This window comes from Leclercia sp. J807 (assembly GCF_009734465.1).
GTDB lineage: Bacteria > Pseudomonadota > Gammaproteobacteria > Enterobacterales > Enterobacteriaceae > Enterobacter.
In genome coordinates this window covers 2717230-2737460 of the sequence record NZ_CP046446.1, presented here as the reverse complement: position 1 = coordinate 2737460, position 20231 = coordinate 2717230, and the positions used below count along the sequence as shown (strand labels likewise).

General features: G+C 60.4%; 11 protein-coding genes. 8 read left to right on the top strand and 3 right to left on the bottom strand.

What is annotated here, in order from left to right:
- Positions 1-2: 2 nt before the first annotated feature.
- The 3 genes from nirB (at position 3) to GNG26_RS13065 (ending at position 8108) form a co-directional block, all read left to right on the top strand.
- Entirely contained in the window at positions 3-3983 is a 3981-nt protein-coding gene (nirB, locus tag GNG26_RS13075) for a nitrite reductase large subunit NirB (RefSeq protein WP_156239046.1), read from the top strand.
- Complete coding sequence (locus GNG26_RS13070) at positions 3980-6490, top strand: nitrate reductase (protein ID WP_156239045.1); 2511 nt, start codon at positions 3980-3982, stop codon at positions 6488-6490. The genes nirB and GNG26_RS13070 overlap by 4 nt, the downstream gene beginning before the upstream one ends.
- 214 nt (positions 6491-6704) lie before the next feature.
- Positions 6705-8108, top strand: coding sequence for a YchO/YchP family invasin (locus tag GNG26_RS13065; RefSeq protein WP_156239044.1), 1404 nt, complete (start codon positions 6705-6707; stop codon positions 8106-8108).
- Between the two features lie 2 nt (positions 8109-8110).
- Here GNG26_RS13065 and narL read toward each other — a convergent pair whose 3' ends face one another.
- Positions 8111-8761 carry a two-component system response regulator NarL gene (narL, locus tag GNG26_RS13060; protein ID WP_103822275.1) on the bottom strand — a complete coding sequence of 217 codons (651 nt, stop codon included), beginning with the start codon at positions 8759-8761 and terminating at the stop codon, positions 8111-8113.
- Positions 8754-10550: a nitrate/nitrite two-component system sensor histidine kinase NarX gene (gene narX, locus GNG26_RS13055; protein WP_114314711.1), complete on the bottom strand. Its 1797-nt coding sequence runs from the start codon at positions 10548-10550 to the stop codon at positions 8754-8756. Before narX ends, narL begins: the two co-directional genes overlap by 8 nt.
- Positions 10551-10859: 309 nt before the next feature.
- Between narX and GNG26_RS13050 the strand changes: the two genes are divergently transcribed.
- The 5 genes from GNG26_RS13050 (at position 10860) to narI (ending at position 19292) form a co-directional block, all read left to right on the top strand.
- A complete protein-coding gene (locus tag GNG26_RS13050) occupies positions 10860-12254 on the top strand; it encodes a NarK family nitrate/nitrite MFS transporter (RefSeq protein WP_114386523.1) in 1395 nt (464 codons plus the stop codon).
- 378 nt (positions 12255-12632) lie between these two features.
- A complete protein-coding gene (locus GNG26_RS13045; RefSeq protein WP_156239043.1) occupies positions 12633-16376 on the top strand; it encodes a nitrate reductase subunit alpha in 3744 nt (1247 codons plus the stop codon).
- Positions 16373-17908 carry a nitrate reductase subunit beta gene (narH, locus tag GNG26_RS13040; RefSeq protein ID WP_103179930.1) on the top strand — a complete coding sequence of 512 codons (1536 nt, stop codon included), beginning with the start codon at positions 16373-16375 and terminating at the stop codon, positions 17906-17908. The genes GNG26_RS13045 and narH overlap by 4 nt, the downstream gene beginning before the upstream one ends.
- Entirely contained in the window at positions 17905-18615 is a 711-nt protein-coding gene (gene narJ / locus GNG26_RS13035; RefSeq protein WP_103179929.1) for a nitrate reductase molybdenum cofactor assembly chaperone, read from the top strand. The genes narH and narJ overlap by 4 nt, the downstream gene beginning before the upstream one ends.
- On the top strand, positions 18615-19292 hold the full coding sequence (gene narI / locus GNG26_RS13030; protein WP_103179928.1) for a respiratory nitrate reductase subunit gamma: 678 nt from the start codon (positions 18615-18617) through the stop codon (positions 19290-19292). Before narJ ends, narI begins: the two co-directional genes overlap by 1 nt.
- Here the strand turns inward: narI and GNG26_RS13025 are convergent.
- Entirely contained in the window at positions 19289-20185 is an 897-nt protein-coding gene (locus tag GNG26_RS13025) for a DMT family transporter (protein WP_156239042.1), read from the bottom strand. The two genes, narI and GNG26_RS13025, sit on opposite strands and share 4 nt — an antisense overlap.
- Between the last annotated feature and the right edge of the window lie 46 nt (positions 20186-20231).

The window sequence follows — 20231 nt, the reverse complement described above, 5'->3', positions numbered from 1 at the left end:
CCATGCGCCTGGTCATCATTGGAAACGGACTGGCGGCAACGCGGCTGGTTGAGTCATTGACCGAGCGCGCGCCAGGCCGCTTTGAGATCACCCTCATCGGCGAGGAGCGCGTACACGCCTACAACCGCATACAGCTTTCGCCGGTGCTGGGGGGCGAGAAAGAGGCGGCGGCGACACAGCTTCACGATGAGAGCTGGTATCGGACGCGCGGCATCACCGTGGTGTGCGGCGAGCGGGTGCGGGCAGTGGATATCAGCGCCCGAACGCTGCGTACCGACAGCCGACAGCTCGTATGGGATGAACTGGTCTTTGCCACCGGTTCCCAGCCGTTCGTGCCGCCGATCCCTGGCAGCCATCTGCCCCACGTCTTTACCTTTCGCACTCTGGAGGATGTGGCCGCTATTCTGGCGACGCCCGGCCCGGCGGTGGTGCTGGGGGGCGGCGTACTCGGCGTGGAAGCCGCCGCAGCGTTAAGACAGCATGGTGACAACGTCACGTTAGTCCATCGCGGTCCGTGGCTGATGGAGCAGCAGCTCGATCAGCAGGCGGGTCTGCTGCTGGAGCAGGCGCTTTGCGAGCGGGGTATCGGCTGTGAACTGAACGCCGGGTTGTCGCAGATCGCCCCGGACAGCGTCACCCTCAGCGACGGGCGCACCCTGGCCGCCACCCGGGTGGTACTGGCGACGGGCGTGTTGCCCTATATCGCCCTGGCGCAGGCCAGTGGTGTGCCCTGCGGCCGGGGGATCCTGGTGGATAACCAGATGCGCACTGCAATGGAGGGCATCAGCGCCATCGGCGAATGCTGTGAATTAAACGGCGAGACCTGGGGGCTGGTGGCGCCGTGCCTCGCCCAGGCGGAGATCCTCGCCGCCCGTCTCGCGGGGGAGTACGTCGCACCCTTTACCCCCACGCAAAACGGCATGCGCCTGAAGGTGACCGGTATTGAGCTGTTCAGCGCTGGCGAGGTTATCGCGCAGGAAAAAGATGCGGTGTGGACCAGCTGGGACCCGCTGACCCGCCACTACCGCCGTCTACTGGTTCGCAACGGCACGCTGGCAGGCGTGCTGCTGATGGGGGAGTGTCGCAGCGCGGCCACCCTCACCGATTTACTGGCTACGTCAGAACCCGCTCAGGCGGACTGGCTGTTCGATCGATTCACTACGCAGCCGCAGGTTGCAGGACAGAACGCTATGACAAAACCTACTCTGGTTGTGGTTGGGCACGGTATGGTCGGCCACCATTTTCTTGAAGACTGCGTCAATCGCGGTTTGCATCAGCAGTATCAGATTGTGGTCTTCGGCGAAGAGCGCTATGCCGCCTACGATCGCGTCCATCTGTCGGAATATTTTGCCGGACGCAGCGCCGACTCGCTGTCGATGGTGGCCGGAGATTTCTTTGCCGATAACGGCATTGAGCTGCGCCTCTCCCAGCCGGTGGTCGCCATCGATCGTGACGCCCGGGTGATTCGCACGGGAGCAGGGCACGAAACCCACTGGGACAAGCTGGTGCTGGCCACCGGTTCATACCCGTTTGTGCCGCCGGTGCCGGGCCGGGATCTGCCGGGCTGTTTTGTCTACCGTACTCTCGACGATCTGGATAACATCGCCGCCCATGCAAAAAATTCGCGCACCGGGGTGGTGATTGGCGGCGGCCTGCTGGGGCTGGAGGCGGCCAACGCCCTGAAACAGCTTGGGCTGGATACGCACGTGGTGGAGTTTGCCCCGAACCTGATGGCGGTGCAGCTCGATAACGACGGCGCCGCCATGCTGCGCCGTAAAATTGAAGCCCTCGGCGTGGGGGTGCATACCAGTAAGGCCACCACCGAAATCGCAGAAACCGACAGCGGGATGGTACTGCGCTTCGCCGACGGCAGCGAGCTGGCGACCGACATGGTGGTCTTCTCCGCCGGGATCCGCCCGCAGGATGCGCTGGCCCGGAGTTGTGGCCTGGTGCTGGGCGAACGCGGGGGGATTGCCATCGACAACCAGTGCCGCACCTCGGATAGCGATGTTTTTGCTATCGGCGAATGCGCCCTCTGGGAGGGAAAAATCTACGGTCTGGTGGCGCCTGGCTACCAGATGGCGCGGGTGGCCTCCGCCGCGCTGGCGGGAGAAGAGAACGCGTTTATGGGTGCGGATATGAGCACCAAGCTGAAACTGTTAGGCGTAGATGTCGCGTCGTTCGGCGATGCCCATGGCCGCACCGCAGGGGCGCAGAGCTACCAGTGGACCCACGGCCCGCAGCAGATCTATAAGAAGATCGTGGTCAGCGCCGACAATAAAACCCTGCTTGGCGGGGTGCTGGTGGGGGATGCCAGCGAATACGCGACCCTGGTGCAGATGATGCTCAACGACATCCGCCTGCCCAACGATCCGGAAACCCTGATCCTGCCTGCGGTGGCGGGCAGCGCCCCGAAAGCGCTGGGCGTGGCGGCTCTGCCGGAGAGCGCGCAGATCTGCTCTTGCCACAACGTCAGCAAAGGCGACATCTGCCAGGCGGTCAGCAACGGTGCCACCGACATTGGGGCGGTAAAACAGTGCACCAAAGCGGCTACCGGCTGCGGCGGCTGTAGCGCCCTGGTAAAACAGGTGATGGAGTTCCAGCTGGCGGCCCAGGGCGTGGAGGTGAAAAAGGACATCTGCGAGCATTTCGCGTACTCGCGGCAAGAGATCTACCACCTGGTACGCGTCAACCGCATTCACACCTTTGAACAGCTCATCAGCCGCTACGGCCAGGGGCATGGGTGTGAGATCTGTAAGCCGCTGGTGGGATCGGTGCTGGCCTCATGCTGGAACGAATACCTGCTGAAACCGGCCCACCTGCCGCTGCAGGACACCAACGACCGCTACTTTGCCAATATCCAGAAAGATGGCACCTACTCCATTGTGCCGCGCATGGCCGCTGGCGAAGTGACCGCCGACGGGCTGATCGCCATCGGGCAGATCGCCAAACGCTACCAGCTCTACAGCAAAATCACCGGCGGACAGCGTATCGACCTGTTTGGCGCCCGGCTGGAACAGCTCCCGGAGATCTGGCAGCAGCTGATCGACGCCGGGTTTGAAACCGGCCATGCTTACGGCAAATCCCTGCGCACGGTGAAATCCTGCGTCGGCTCCACCTGGTGCCGCTACGGCGTGCAGGACTCGACCGGGCTGGCGGTGACGCTGGAGAACCGTTACAAGGGGTTGCGCGCCCCGCACAAGATCAAGATGGCCGTTTCCGGCTGCACCCGCGAGTGCGCCGAAGCCCAGAGCAAGGATGTGGGGGTGATCGCCACCGACAAGGGCTGGAACCTCTATCTCTGCGGCAACGGTGGCATGAAGCCCCGCCACGCGGATCTGTTTGCCAGCGATCTCGATGACGCCACGCTCCTGCGCTACGTCGACCGCTTCCTGATGTTCTATATCCGCACCGCCGATCGTCTGCAGCGCACCAGCACCTGGCGGGATAACCTCGAGGGCGGGCTGGAGTACCTGCGCGAGGTGATCATTGACGACAGCCTGGGTATTGCCGCCGAGCTGGAGCAGGAGATGCAGCGGGTGGTAGATACCTATCAATGCGAATGGCAGACCACTTTGCAGGACCCGGGCCGCCTGGCGCAGTTCCGCACCCTCAACGCCGCGCCAGCATCCGCAAAACGCTGGCAGGATATCTGTACTCTGGACGAGATCCCGGAACAGGCCGGCATTGGTGCCCGTCTGGGTACGCAGTCCATTGCGCTGTTCCGCTTCGGCAAGGCGATTTATGCCCTGGAGGATCGCGAGCCGGGCGGCAGCGCCAGCGTATTGTCACGCGGCATTCTCGGGGATGCCGGAGGCGAGCCGGTGGTGATCTCGCCCCTGTATAAAACGCGGATCCGCCTGCGCGACGGGCGCCATGTTGAAACCGGGGAAGTGGCGGTGCGCGCCTGGCCAGTCAGAGTCGATGGCGACCGGGTGCAGGTGGGCAGTGAAGAGCTGGTGATGCGCGCGGAGGCCTCATGACGGAAACCCAAACGACCTGTCCTTACTGCGGCGTGGGCTGCGGCGTGATCGCCCGCGTCGAAAACGGCGAGGTGAGCGTGCGCGGTGACGACAGCCATCCGGCCAACTTCGGACGGCTGTGCGTCAAAGGCTCGGCGTTGGGGGAGACCACCGGCTTAGCGGGTCGACTACTGCACCCGGAGGTGGACAACCAGCCGGTGAGCTGGGAGCAGGCGCTGGATACCGCGGGTGCACGGCTGGGGGAGATTATTGAAAAACATGGGCCGCAGGCGGTGGCCTTTTATGCCTCCGGCCAACTGCTGACCGAGGATTACTACGCCGCCAACAAGCTGATGAAAGGCTTTATCGGCGCGGCCAATATCGACACCAACTCCCGGCTCTGCATGTCCTCGGCGGTGGTGGGCTACAAGCGCGCCTTTGGCGAAGACATTGTCCCGTGCAGCTACGAAGACATCGAGCAGACCGAACTGGTGGTGCTGGTGGGATCTAACGCCGCCTGGACGCACCCGGTGCTCTATCAGCGCCTGGCGCAGGCGAAGATTGATAACCCGACGATGAAGGTGGTGGTGATCGACCCGCGGCGTACCGCAACCTGTGATATTGCCGATCTGCATCTGGCCCTGACGCCGGGCAGCGACGCCGGGCTGTTCGTGGGGCTGCTCAACGCGGTCGACCCCGGCCAGGCCAGCGACTGGCCACCTGAGCGGGTGGCCGAATTTTGCGGCCTGCCGCCCGACGAGGTCGCCACCTTTTACACCTGGTTTATCGCCGCCCCGCGCGCAGTGACGCTCTACACCATGGGGATCAACCAGTCCACCAGCGGCAGCGACAAGTGCAATGCCATTATCAACGTCCATCTGGCGAGCGGAAAAATTGGGCGTGAAGGCTGCGGACCCTTTTCGCTGACCGGTCAGCCCAATGCGATGGGCGGGCGCGAGGTGGGCGGGCTGGCGAATCAGCTGGCGGCGCACATGAACTTCACGCCGGACGATTTGAGCCGCGTGGCGCGCTTCTGGGGGACGGAGCGGCTGGCGCAGACGCCGGGACTGATGGCGGTGGAGCTGTTTGAGGCCATTGCCCGCGGTGAAGTGAAGGCGGTGTGGATCATGGGTACTAACCCGGCGGTGTCGCTCCCGGACAGCCATGCGGTCTGTCAGGCGCTGGCGGCCTGCCCGCTGGTGATGGTCTCCGAGGTGATGCGCGACACCGACACCAGCCGCTTCGCCCACATTCGTTTTCCGGCGCTCGGCTGGGGGGAGAAAGAGGGGACGGTGACCAACTCCGAACGGCGCATCTCCCGCCAGCGCGCTTTTCTGCCCGCGCCCGGCGAGGCGAAACCCGACTGGTGGATCATCGCCCGTATTGCTGAGAAACTGGGCCATGGCGCGGCCTTCGCCTGGGATCATCCTCACGCCATCTTTGCCGAACACGCCGCGCTGACGGCTTTTGAAAACGACGGCGAACGGATGCTCAATCTCGCGGCGCTGGCACCGCTGACCCGCGAAGAGTGGGATGGGCTGACGCCCTGGCAGTGGCCGATCAACCGGGAAGCACTCACCCGTGCGCAGCAGGTGCCGGTCAACCCGCAGCCGCACGGCGCTACGCCGAATCTGCTCTATCCCTTTACCCTCAACAGCGGACGCGTGCGCGATCAGTGGCACACCATGACCCGCACCGGCTACGTGCCGCGCCTGATGCAGCACCGCGATGAACCGACGGTAGAGATCTCGCCGCAGGATGCCGCCCGGCTGGGATTGCGCGACGGACAACTGGCGCGCATCAGCGCCCCGCGCGGGTTGATGGTGGCCCGGGCGCGGATAAACGATGGGCAGCGCCCCGGGGAGCTGTTTGTCCCGATGCACTGGAACAGCTGTTTTTCGCGCCAGGGCAAAGTAAATGCCCTGGTTGAAGGGCGCTGCGATCCCCACTCCGGCCAGCCGGAGAGCAAACAGACCGCGGTGCGGCTGATGCCGTGGCAGCCCGCCTGGCAGGGGGAGCTTTACAGCCGGGAGGAACTGACCCTGCCGACGTACGTCCACTGGTGGCGCAAAGCGGCAAACGGGGTGACGCGCCTGACTCTGGCGGGGGACAAGCCGCTGTTGGAGTGGCTGCTGGCACACTGCGCCGGGCAGGGCTGGCAGCTGCAAATCGCGCAGACGGGCGAGCGCAGCAGCCTCCTGGCCTGGCATGACGGGGCATTGATGCTGGGATTCTGGCAAAACACCGGGGTACCGGCGCTGGCGCACAGCGTTATCGAAGCGGCCTTTTGCACCGCGCCGGTCGCGCTGGCGGAGCGTCACGCCCTGCTTGACGGGCAGGACCCTGGCGAGCGCAGCGATCCGGGGCGCATCATCTGTAGCTGCTTTAGCGTCGGCGAAAACGCTATCCGCGAGGCCATTGCAGGAGGATGCGACTCGGCGGCGGCGCTGGGGGCGAAATTGCGCTGCGGCACCAACTGCGGCTCCTGCGTGCCGGAGCTGAAGGCACTGCTTTCTGTGAGGGTGTAAACGCCTGATGGCGCTTCGCTTATCAGGCCTACGGTTTCTGTGCGGGGGTAAACGGCTTATCAGGCCTACAGGATGCGTAGGCCGGGTAAGCGCAGCGCCACCCGGCAATCTTCAGGATATTCCTGAAATTTACCTTAGGGCTGAAATTTTTTCTCAGGCACGCTAAGGTGTTAACTCCGTTTTCTTTCAACACAGGCACCCTTACACGACGGTGATGGTTGTTTCCCCCCATATTCGTTCGCTGTTTCTTCTCCTCTGTTATGCCGGAGCCGTTCACGCTGCCCCGAATTCGTTTATCCATCAGGCGCAAAATCCGTTCGATAATAATGGCGACAGCCTGCCGGACTTAGGCATGGCGACCCCGACGGGGGAAGGTGAGAAGCATCTGGCGGAGATGGCGAAAGCGTTCGGCGAAGCCAGCATGACCGACAACGGCCTGACCACCGAGGAGCAGGCCCGGCAGTTTGCCCTGGGCCAGGTGCGGGACGCCGTCAGCCAGGAGGTGAACCAGCACATTGAGTCCTGGCTTTCGCCGTGGGGTAATGCCAGCGTCGATCTGCTGGTCAATGACGAGGGGCGCTTCACCGGCAGCAAGGGGAGCTGGTTTATACCCTGGCAGGATAACAACCACTACCTCACCTGGAGTCAGCTCGGCCTGACCCAGCAGGAGGACGGTCTGGTGAGCAATGCGGGTATCGGCCAGCGCTGGGTGGCGGGCAAATGGCTGCTGGGTTACAACACCTTTTATGACAATCTGCTCGATGAAAACCTCCAGCGCGCCGGGCTCGGCGCCGAAGCCTGGGGCGAATACCTGCGCCTGTCGGCCAACTACTATCAGCCGTTTGCCAGCTGGCGTGACAGCTCGGAGGTGCAGGAGCAGCGCATGGCGCGCGGGTACGATATCAGCGCCAACGCCAGGCTGCCCTTTTATCATCACCTCAACACCAGCATCAGCTTTGAACAATATTTTGGCGACAGCGTGGATCTGTTTCACACCGGCACCGGGTACCACAATCCGCTGGCGGTCAACCTCGGGCTGAACTACACCCCGGTGCCGCTGGTGACCCTTTCCGCCGGGCATAAGCAGGGGGAGAGCGGGGTGAGCCAGAACAACCTCGGCCTGAAACTCAACTACCGCTTCGGGGTGCCGCTGAAAAAACAGCTCTCCGCCAGCGAAGTGGCCGAAAGCCGCTCCCTGCGGGGAAGCCGCTACGATCCACCTGAACGTCAGAACCTGCCGGTACTGGAGTTCCGTCAGCGTAAAACGCTCTCGGTATGGCTGGCGACGCCGCCGTGGGATCTCAAGCCGGGCGAAACGGTCATGCTGAAGCTGGATATTCGCAGCCGTAACGGGGTGCGTTCCCTGCACTGGCAGGGCGATACGCAGGCGCTGAGCCTGACCTCACCGGCGAAGGCCAGTGACAGCGAAGGCTGGAGCATTATCCTGCCGGCGTGGGATAGCAGTGAGGGGGCAAGCAACCGCTGGCGGTTGTCGGTGGTGGTGGAAGATGAAGCGGGGCAGCGTGTCTCTTCCAATGAGATCACGCTTGCCCTGACGGAGCCGCTACTGGCGCTGCCAGAGGAGGATCCGCGCTGGACGCTGCTGCCGGACGAGTAAACTCAGAAAATGCGCTCCTGGTGTACCCAGACCGCCGCTTCGACCCGTGACTTCAGCTTCATCTTCTTCAGCATATGCTTCACATGGACTTTGACCGTGCTTTCGGTGATGTCCAGACGGCGGGCGATCATCTTGTTTGGCAACCCCTGGGCGATGAGCTTCAGGATATCGCGCTCGCGCGGGGTCAACTGGCTCACGTCGCGATCGGAGGTGGCACGGTTGGCGCGCAGGCTGGCCGCCAGCACCGGGGTTAACGCTTCGCTCAACACCATGTCACCAGCCGCCGCCTGTTGCAGCGATTTCAGCAGATCTTCCGGCTCCATGTCTTTTAACAGGTAGCCATCGGCGCCGCGTTTCAGGGCGGTGACCACATCCTCTTCATGGTTGGAGACGCTGAAGACCACCACGCGCCCGGAGAGCGTTTTCTCGCGCAGCTTATCGAGGGTTTCGAGGCCGTTCATGCCGGGCATATTCAGGTCGAGCAGGATCAAATCAGGATCGAGCGCTTCGGCCAGTTCAATACCCTGTTCCCCGTTGCTGGCTTCGCCCACGACGGTGATATCCGACGCCATGCTGATAAGTTGTTTAACACCGGTGCGCAGCATCGGATGGTCGTCGATCAACAGGATTGTAGCGGGCTCCTGATTAGACATGGTGTTCTCCTTGAGCAGTGAAAAGAGGCTTTTCGGGAATAAAGGTGACGATAACGTCAGTTCCGCCCGATTCACTTCGGCGGACCTGACAATCTCCACGCAGGCTTTGTGCGCGGTCTCGCATAATAATCAGACCATAGTGGTTGCTGCGTTCGGCGTTTTCCGGGATCCCGCAGCCGTTGTCACGCACCACCAGTCTGACCTGGTTTTCATGTTGGCTCACGGTGAGCGACACCGCCGTCGCCCCGGCGTGTTTCAGCGCATTGCTTAAGGCCTCCCGGGCGATCTGCAGCAGATGAATAGCCTGGTGAGAGGGTACGAAACGGGGCGGCAGCTGATAGTCCAGTGAGACGGTAAAGCCGAGCCGGGCGCTAAACTCCTGACAGCTGGCCTCCAGCGCCGGACGCAGGCCAGGCTCCGTCAATTGCAGGCGGAAGGTGGTCAGCAGTTCACGCAATTGTATCCAGGAGGTGTTCAGCTCGTTGCGGATCTGGCTCAGCAGCTGCTTGCTGCTCTCCGGCAGATCCGTGTCCTGCATCTGCAGACAGCTGACCTGCATCTTCATGCAGGAGAGCGACTGGGCGATGGAGTCATGCAATTCGCGGGCAATGGTGGCGCGCTCTTCCATCACAATCAGCTGCTGCTGTTTTTCCTGATGGCGGTCGAGGGCCAGGGTCGCGGTCAGCTGCTCCACCAGCGTATCGACCAGCTGCTGCTGATCGTGGCTGAGATGACGTCCGGCGGGCAGCGTCGCCAGTAAAATGCCGTACTGCGTCAGGTTATCCGCCAGGCGCCACTTCAGGGTGGTCCCGCTGGTGGTCAGCGGCGGCAGGCCGCGCGGGCAGAGGCGACAGCCAATTTCATCGCAGCTGGCATCCGACTGACAGGTAAATTCCTGATGATTCTCTTCATCTTCCAGGTCGTATACGCGCAATTCGATGTCGTGCAGCTGGGTCAGATTCTGCAGGCCGTTAAGCACCGGCGAGAGGCGCTCGCACAGGGGCACCTGGGAGTGCAGGCGGCGGTTGGCCTGCCAAAGGAAGGAGAGGATCTCGTTTTTCTGCTCCAGCCCGGCAGTTTTTTCGCGCACGCGCTGTTCCAGCACCGCATAACTCTCAGCCAGCTCGCCGGACATGGTGTTCAGCGCCTCGCCGAGCATCGCCATCTCATTGCGTCCGTTGATGTGGGCGCGCTGGGTAAAATCACGCTGGGTCACGGCGCGAGCCATCGCCAGCAGCTGGCGCCAGGGGTGCAGAAGCCGGGCGCGCAGCCAGAGGATGGTGAAGACCAGCAGCAGCCCCATAAAGACCGCCATCACCTGCTGCAGCAGTACCACCCTGCCGATACGCAGCTCGGTGCTGTGATCGAACGCCGAAACCAGAGTATCCAGACGGCTGACAAAGCCGGAGACATCCTGGGCTACCGCATCCGGATTACGCGCCTGTCGCAGCCCGGGCATTAACTGGGTATGCCAGTAAGTCTGCAGGGCCTTCAGCTGCGCCTGCTGACGATCGCGGCGGGCAGCGATTTCCAGTTCGGGGCTGAACGCCGTCGCTTCCATTTCATCGAGTAACGCCTGGTCTTTGGCTTCCAGGGGGATGGCCGCCAGCAGGCGGTAGCTCTGCATACGCAGTGAACCGGCCTTATTAATGGCGTGTGCGCTGCCTTGAACGCCCTGAACCAGCCAGCCGGAGATCGCCATCCCTGTCACCCCGATCCCGGTAGACAGCATGACAATCAGCACCAGTTGGTTAACCAGCGTGAGTGGTGAAAAACAGCGTTTAAACATAGGGCAGTCTGGCTCCTGACAATGCCTGGACTCGGCAAGGGCTCTATTCTCAGGCAACCCCTGGAGTATACCCATACCTCAAAAGGATTACCTACTAATTGCCATTGGAGAGGTGAATGGGAGGAGAGGGGTAAGCGGGGGAAGCAGTACCGTGAAAAACCACACCTTTTTCACTGAAAAGCGCTACTCACTTTGGAGGATAGCGATTTTCGGGCCATAAAATTGCTCACCTTCCCATTGATTTATATCAACTTCCTGTCGGCTTAAAACCCTGATCTTTGTGGCAACTTTTAAGAATCAGAGGTGTCTATGAGTCACTCTACTACCCCCGAAAGGGATTCTGGCGCAGTCATTACCGAGTGGCGTCCGGAAGATCCGGCGTTCTGGCAACAGCGCGGCCAACGTGTAGCAAGTCGTAATCTGTGGATTTCCGTTCCCTGTCTGCTGCTGGCGTTCTGCGTCTGGATGTTGTTCAGCGCCGTCGCTGTTAACCTGCCGAAAGTGGGCTTCAAGTTTACCACCGACCAGCTGTTTATGTTAACCGCGCTGCCTGCGCTCTCCGGCGCACTGCTGCGTGTTCCTTATGCCTTTATGGTACCGGTGTTCGGCGGACGCCGCTGGACCGCGTTCAGTACCGGCATCATGATCATCCCGTGCGTCTGGCTGGGCTTTGCGGTACAGGATACCTCTACACCGTTTAGCACCTTCGTGATCATCTCTCTGCTGTGCGGCTTTGCAGGGGCAAACTTTGCCTCCAGCATGGCGAACATCAGCTTCTTCTTCCCGAAACAGAAGCAGGGCGGGGCGCTGGGGATCAACGGCGGCCTGGGCAACATGGGCGTCAGCGTAATGCAGCTGATTGCGCCGCTGGCGATCTCGGTCTCTATTTTCGCCGCGTTTGGTGGCGCTGGCGTTGAACAGGCCGACGGCTCGCTGCTGTTCCTGCAGAACGCCGCGTGGATCTGGGTGCCGTTCCTGGTGGTCTTTACCCTGGCGGCATGGTTTGGCATGAACGACCTGGCGGCATCGAAAGCGTCGCTCAGCGAACAGCTGCCGGTGCTGAAGCGCGCTCACCTGTGGATCATGGCGCTGCTCTATCTGGCAACGTTCGGCTCGTTTATCGGCTTCTCTGCCGGGTTTGCGATGCTGTCCAAAACCCAGTTCCCGGATGTGCAGATCCTGCACTACGCCTTCTTCGGGCCGTTTATTGGCGCCCTGGCACGCTCTACCGGCGGGATGATCTCTGACCGTCTGGGCGGTACCCGCGTGACGCTGGTGAACTTTGTGGTGATGGCTCTCTTCTGTGCCCTGCTGTTTATGACCCTGCCGGTAAACGGTGTGGGCGGCAACTTCGGCGCCTTCTTCGCGGTCTTTATGGTGCTGTTCCTGACCGCCGGGCTGGGGAGTGCTTCCACCTTCCAGATGATTTCGGTGATCTTCCGTAAACTGACGATGGATCGCGTTAAAGCGCAGGGCGGCAGTGAGCAGCAGGCGATGCGTGAGGCGGCTACCGACACCGCAGCCGCGCTGGGCTTTATCTCAGCGATCGGCGCGATTGGCGGGTTCTTTATTCCTAAAGCCTTTGGTATCTCGCTGGATCTGACCGGTTCGCCGGCGGGTGCGATGAAGGTGTTCCTGATTTTCTATATCGTCTGCGTGTTTGTCACCTGGCTGGTATACGGACGGAATTCTAATAAAAAGTAAGTTTGATTATCCGTTTGCGCGGCCTGGTGCCGCGCTTTTTTTGCCCTGTACTTAGTTACAACATACTTAAAGCATGTGCCGCTGTTAGCATGCGGCCACTGTGATCGCCATCGCTAATCAGGCTTACCTACCCCTTAATACCGCTGGGGTTAAATGTTACGCGCGCTTTTGTAGGATAAATAAATAATGACCATATAAAACAGGAAGTTACATTATTATATTCTGTACCGCTTTGGTGGTAGTCGAAAATTTCCCCTTCTGAACATCCCCAACTCCCCTTGATCGTTATCAATTCTCCTCCTCTTTCAGAGCGTTACCTTCGCTGCAAATCAGCAATGTCGATTTAGAGAGCCACAGGCTCCATACAGGAGATACCCGATGAGCAAATTTTTGGACCGGTTTCGCTACTTCAAACAGAAGGGCGAAACATTTGCCGATGGGCACGGCCAGGTTCTGGAGACTAACCGGGACTGGGAAGACGGTTACCGTCAGCGCTGGCAACATGACAAAGTCGTACGTTCGACCCACGGCGTAAACTGCACCGGCTCCTGTAGCTGGAAGATTTTCGTCAAAAATGGTCTGGTGACCTGGGAAATGCAGCAGACCGACTACCCGCGCACCCGCCCGGATATGCCAAACCACGAACCGCGCGGCTGCCCGCGTGGCGCCAGCTACTCCTGGTATCTCTACAGCGCTAACCGCCTGAAATACCCGCTGATGCGTAAACGCCTGATGAAGATGTGGCGTGAAGCGAAAGCGCAGCACAGCGATCCGGTTCTGGCCTGGGCCTCTATTATCGAAGACGCCGACAAAGCGAAGAGCTTCAAACAGGCTCGCGGCCGCGGCGGCTTTGTACGTTCCTCCTGGCAGGAAGTGAATGAGCTGATTGCCGCTTCCAACGTCTATACCGTGAAAACCTACGGCCCGGACCGCGTGGCAGGCTTCTCGCCAATCCCGGCGATGTCGATGGTCTCCTACGCCTCTGGCGCGCGTTATCTGTCGCTGATCGGCGGCACCTGCCTGAGCTTCTACGACTGGTACTGCGACCTGCCGCCTGCCTCTCCGCAGACCTGGGGTGAGCAGACCGACGTTCCGGAATCTGCCGACTGGTACAACTCCAGCTACATCATCGCCTGGGGCTCTAACGTGCCGCAGACCCGTACCCCGGACGCCCACTTCTTTACCGAAGTGCGTTACAAAGGCACCAAAACCGTAGCCGTGACCCCGGACTATGCCGAAATTGCCAAGCTCTGCGATCTGTGGCTGGCGCCGAAGCAGGGTACCGATGCGGCCATGGCGCTGGCAATGGGCCACGTCATGCTGCGTGAGTTCCACGTCGACAAGCCAAGCCAGTACTTTACCGACTACGTGCGTCGTTACACCGACATGCCGATGCTGGTCATGCTCGAAGAGCGTGACGGCTACTATGCCGCAGGCCGCATGCTGCGTGCCGCCGATCTGGTGGATGCGCTGGGCCAGGAAAACAATCCGGAGTGGAAAACCGTTGCCTGTAACAGCAATGGCGAGCTGGTTGCACCGAACGGTTCAATTGGTTTCCGCTGGGGCGAGAAGGGTAAATGGAACCTCGAGCAGCGTAACGGCACGACGGGCGAAGAGACCGAACTGCGCCTCAGCATGCTGGGCAGCCAGGACGAGATCGCCGATGTTGGCTTCCCGTATTTCGGCGGCGAAGGCTCCGAGCACTTCAACAAGGTGGAGCTGCAGAACGTCCTGATGCACAAACTGCCGGTGAAACGCCTGCAACTCGCCGACGGCTCAACCGCACTGGTCACCACTGTTTACGACCTGACCCTGGCCAACTACGGTCTGGAGCGCGGTCTCGGTGATGAAAACTGCGCTACCAGCTATGACGACGTAAAAGCCTACACCCCAGCCTGGGCGGAGCAGATCACCGGCGTTCCACGGGCGCAGATTATCCGTACCGCACGTGAGTTTGCCGATAACGCCGATAAGACCCACGGTCGTTCAATGATCATCGTCGGTGCCGGTCTGAACCACTGGTATCACCTCGATATGAACTATCGCGGTTTGATCAACATGCTGATCTTCTGCGGCTGCGTGGGTCAGAGCGGCGGCGGCTGGGCACACTATGTGGGCCAGGAAAAACTGCGTCCGCAGACCGGCTGGCAGCCGCTGGCGTTTGCCCTTGACTGGCAGCGTCCGGCGCGTCACATGAACAGCACCTCCTACTTCTATAACCACTCCAGCCAGTGGCGCTACGAGACGGTTACCGCGCAGGAATTGCTGTCGCCGATGGCGGATAAATCCCGCTACAGCGGTCACCTGATCGACTTCAACGTCCGCGCTGAACGCATGGGCTGGCTGCCCTCTGCGCCACAGCTGGGAACCAACCCGCTGCGCATTGCAGAAGCGGCGAAGAAAGCGGGCATGACCCCGGTGGATTACACCGTCAAATCCCTGAAAGAGGGTTCCATCCGTTTCGCGGCAGAACAGCCGGAAAACGGTAAAAACCATCCGCGTAACCTGTTCATCTGGCGCTCCAACCTGCTGGGCTCGTCCGGTAAAGGGCACGAGTACATGCTGAAATACCTGCTCGGTACCGAAAACGGCATTCAGGGCAAAGATCTCGGCAAGCAGGGCGGCGTGAAGCCGGAAGAGGTGGAGTGGAAAGACAACGGTCTCGACGGCAAGCTTGATCTGGTGGTGACCCTCGACTTCCGTCTCTCCAGCACCTGTCTCTACTCCGATATCGTGCTGCCAACCGCGACCTGGTACGAAAAAGACGACATGAATACCTCGGATATGCATCCGTTTATTCATCCGCTCTCTGCGGCCGTTGACCCGGCGTGGGAATCGAAAAGCGACTGGGATATCTACAAAGACATCGCGAAGAAATTCTCCGAAGTCTGCGTAGGGCACCTCGGCAAAGAGACCGACGTGGTGACGCTGCCCATCCAGCACGACTCCGCCGCCGAACTGGCGCAGCCGCTGGACGTGAAGGACTGGAAAAAAGGCGAGTGCGACCTGATCCCGGGCGTGACCGCGCCGCACATCATTCCGGTTGAACGTGACTACCCGGCCACTTACGAACGCTTTACCTCTATCGGCCCGCTGATGGAGAAAATCGGTAACGGCGGGAAAGGGATCGCCTGGAACACCCAGAGCGAAATGGATCTGCTGCGCAAGCTCAACTACACCAAAGCGGACGGCCCGGCGAAAGGCCAGCCAATGCTGAATACGGCGATTGATGCGGCAGAAATGATTCTGACCCTGGCGCCGGAAACCAACGGCCAGGTTGCCGTGAAGGCCTGGGAAGCGCTGAGTGAATTCACCGGTCGCGACCATACCCATCTGGCGCTGAACAAAGAAGACGAGAAAATTCGCTTCCGCGATATCCAGGCGCAGCCGCGCAAGATTATCTCCAGCCCGACCTGGTCTGGCCTCGAAGATGAGCATGTCTCTTACAACGCGGGTTACACCAACGTTCACGAGCTGATCCCATGGCGTACCCTGTCCGGTCGTCAGTCGCTGTATCAGGATCACCAGTGGATGCGCGACTTCGGTGAAAGCCTGCTGGTGTACCGTCCGCCAATCGACACCCGCTCGGTGAAGGCCGTGATGGGCGCGAAATCGAACGGCAACCCGGAAAAGGCGCTGAACTTCCTGACGCCGCACCAGAAGTGGGGTATCCACTCCACCTACAGCGACAACCTGCTGATGCTGACTCTGTCACGCGGTGGCCCGATTGTCTGGATGAGCGAAGCGGACGCCAAAGATCTGGGTATCGAAGATAACGACTGGATCGAAGTGTTCAACAGCAACGGTGCCCTGACGGCGCGTGCGGTGGTGAGCCAGCGCGTACCGGCCGGGATGACCATGATGTACCACGCGCAGGAACGCATCGTGAACCTGCCGGGGTCCGAGATCACCGAGCAGCGCGGCGGGATCCACAACTCCGTGACCCGTATTACGCCGAAGCCGACCCACATGATCGGTGGCTATGCGCAGCTGGCCTACGGCTTTAACTACTACGGCACCGTAGGATCGAACCGCGATGAGTTCGTGGTGGTACGTAAGATGAAGAATATTAACTGGTTAGACGGCGAAGGTAATGACCAGGTACAGGAGAGCGTAAAATGAAAATTCGTTCACAAGTCGGCATGGTGCTGAATCTGGATAAATGCATCGGCTGTCACACCTGCTCGGTCACCTGTAAAAACGTCTGGACCAGCCGGGAAGGGATGGAATACGCCTGGTTCAACAACGTGGAAAGCAAGCCGGGCACCGGCTTCCCGACCGACTGGGAAAACCAGGAGAAGTGGAAGGGCGGCTGGATCCGTAAAATCAACGGCAAGCTGCAGCCGCGCATGGGTAACCGCGCGCTGCTGCTGGGTAAAATCTTCGCTAACCCGCACCTGCCGGGCATCGATGATTACTACGAGCCGTTTGATTTTGACTACCAGAACCTGCACAACGCGCCGGAGAGTAAACATCAGCCGATCGCCCGTCCACGCTCGCTGATCACCGGTCAGCGCATGGACAAGATCACCAGCGGGCCAAACTGGGAAGAGATTCTGGGCGGCGAGTTCGAAAAACGCGCCAAAGACCAGAACTTCGAAAACATGCAGAAGGCGATGTACGGCCAGTTCGAAAACACCTTCATGATGTACCTGCCGCGCCTGTGCGAACACTGCCTCAACCCGGCGTGTGTCGCCACCTGCCCGAGCGGTGCCATCTACAAGCGTGAAGAAGATGGCATCGTGCTGATCGACCAGGACAAGTGCCGCGGCTGGCGTATGTGCATCACCGGCTGCCCGTACAAAAAGATCTACTTCAACTGGAAGAGCGGTAAGTCCGAGAAGTGCATCTTCTGCTACCCGCGCATCGAAGCCGGGATGCCAACCGTCTGCTCCGAAAGCTGCGTAGGCCGTATTCGCTACCTCGGCGTACTGCTCTATGACGCGGACGCGATTGAGAACGCGGCCAGCACCGAAAACGAGAAAGATCTCTATCAGCGTCAGCTGGATGTGTTCCTCGATCCGAACGATCCGAAGGTGATCGCTCAGGCGCTGAAGGACGGTATTCCGCAGAGCGTGATCGACGCCGCGCAGCAGTCGCCGGTCTACAAAATGGCGATGGACTGGAAGCTGGCTCTGCCGCTGCATCCGGAATACCGTACATTGCCGATGGTCTGGTATGTGCCGCCTCTGTCGCCAATTCAGTCCGCGGCGGATGCCGGTGAGCTGGGCAGCAACGGTATCCTGCCGGATGTCGAAAGCCTGCGTATTCCGGTTCAGTACCTGGCGAACCTGCTCACCGCAGGGGATACCCAGCCGGTACTGCTGGCGCTGAAACGTATGCTGGCGATGCGCCACTTCAAACGTGCGGAAACCGTTGACGGCGTCATCGATACCCGCGCGCTGGAAGAGGTGGGCTTAAGCGAAGCCCAGGCCCAGGAGATGTACCGCTACCTGGCGATTGCCAACTACGAAGACCGTTTCGTGGTGCCGAGCAGCCACCGTGAGCTAGCGCGTGAAGCCTTCCCGGAGAAAAGCGGGTGTGGCTTTACCTTCGGCGACGGTTGCCACGGTTCAGACAACAAATTCAACCTGTTCAACAGCCGCCGCATCGACGCGATGGATGTGACCAGCAAAACGGAGCCGCACCAATGATTGAACTCGTCATTGTTTCGCGTCTGCTCGAGTACCCGGATGCTGCGCTGGCGCAGCATCAACAGGAACTCTTCGATGCACTCGCGTCATCGGAAAACCTGGATAAAGAGGATGCCCAGAAACTGGGCGTTTTCCTCCGCGATCTGTTAGCGCGCGATCTGCTGGATGCGCAGTCTGACTACAGCCAGCTGTTCGACCGGGGCCGCGCCACCTCGCTGCTGCTGTTTGAACACGTTCACGGCGAGTCCCGCGATCGCGGTCAGGCGATGGTGGACTTAATGGCCCAGTATGAGCAGCACGGCCTGCATCTCGACAGCCGCGAGCTGCCGGATCATCTGCCGCTCTACCTGGAGTATCTGGCGCAGCTGCCAAAAGAAGAGGCGCTGGGCGGCCTGCAGGATATCGCCCCGATTCTGGCCTTGCTGAGCGCGCGTCTGCAACAGCGTGAAAGCCGCTATGCGGTGCTGTTCGAACTGCTGGTGAAGCTGGCTAACGCCTCGGTCGACAGTGAAAAAGTGGCGGAGAAAATCGCCGATGAAGCGCGCGACGACACCCCACAGGCGCTGGATGCGGTCTGGGAAGAGGAGCAGGTGAAGTTCTTTGCAGATCAGAGCTGCGGCGAGTCGGAAATCTCTGCTCACCAGCGTCGTTTTGCCGGTGCCGTTGCCCCGCAATATTTGAATATCTCTAACGGAGGACAGCAATAATGCACTTCCTGAATATGTTCTTCTTCGATATCTATCCGTACATTGCGGGTTCGGTATTTCTGATTGGTAGCTGGCTGCGTTACGACTACGGCCAGTACACCTGGCGCGCCGCCTCCAGCCAGATGCTGGATCGCAAAGGGATGAACATGGCATCCAACCTGTTCCACTTCGGGATCCTGGGGATTTTTGCCGGTCACTTCCTCGGAATGCTGACCCCGCACTGGATGTATGAATCCTTCCTGCCGATGGACGTGAAGCAGAAGATGGCGATGATTGCCGGCGGTGCCTGCGGCCTGATGACCCTGGTTGGCGGCCTGATGCTGCTGAAGCGTCGTCTGTTCAGCCCGCGCGTTCGCGCCACCACCACCGGGGCGGATATCCTGATCCTCACCCTGCTGATGGTGCAGTGCGCGCTGGGTCTGTTGACCATTCCGTTCTCGGCTCAGCATATGGACGGCAGCGAAATGCTGAAGCTGGTGGGTTGGGCACAGTCGGTAGTGACCTTCCATGGCGGTGCGTCTGAGCATCTGGACGGCGTGGCGTTTATCTTCCGCGTGCACCTGGTGCTGGGCATGACGCTGTTCCTGCTGTTCCCGTTCTCCCGTCTGGTGCATATCTGGAGCGCGCCGGTGGAGTACATGACGCGCAAATACCAGATTGTGCGCGCCCGTCGCTAATCCGCCGTTTTCATCTCAACCCCGCTCTGGCGGGGTTTTTTTTCGCCCCAGCCGAGGTTATTACCCGCCGCGGCAAACAGAATCAGCGCTCCGCCAGCCAGCTGGGTGAGGCTGAGCGCGTGCCCGAACACCAGGTTGTCGACAATCAGCGCGACGACCGGATAGATAAATGACAGCGAGCCGATGATGGGGGTAGGGAGCTTCTGAATGGCGCTGTACAGCAGTTGATACATCACCCCCGTGTGCACGACGCCCAGCGTCAGCAGAATCGCCCACGGGAAATCGCTGGAGAAGGTCGGCATATGCGCCAGCGGCAGCAGCATCACCACGCCGGTTAACACCTGGATAAAGGCGATGTGCTGCGGTGCAATGGTCTGTAATTTGCGTGTGATAATGGCAGTGAGGGCGTAAAAGAAAGCGGCACCCAGCGCGAGGCCGATCCCCGAAAGCCATTGTGCACTGTGTCCGCCGGTCAGCTCGCTGGAGAGCAAAATCACCACCCCGCCAAAGGCGAGGAACAGCCAGCCCCATTTCACCAGACTCACCCGCTCGCCCATCAGCATGCCCATCAACACCAGCATAAAGGGCTGGGTGTTATAGACCACCGTCGAAAGTCCGATGGAGATACGTTCGAACGCGGCAAAGAGCAGCAGCCAGTTAATGACCAGCGCAATGCCGCCAAGAATGGCCAGACCCAGGGTCACTTTGGTTAACGGGCTAAAAGGGCGTTTACTCAAACGAATAAAAAGAAACAGCGAAATGGCGCCGATCAGACAGCGCCAGAACACCACGTCAGTAACCGGCAAGCCGGAAAGCAACACAAAAGCCCCGATAGAGCCGGATATCAGCATCGCCAGGCTCATCTGCCAGACGCCTTTTTGAATGTCGCGCATCGTACACCTCCTGATTATTGCCTCTATTGTTAAAAAACTGTGTCCG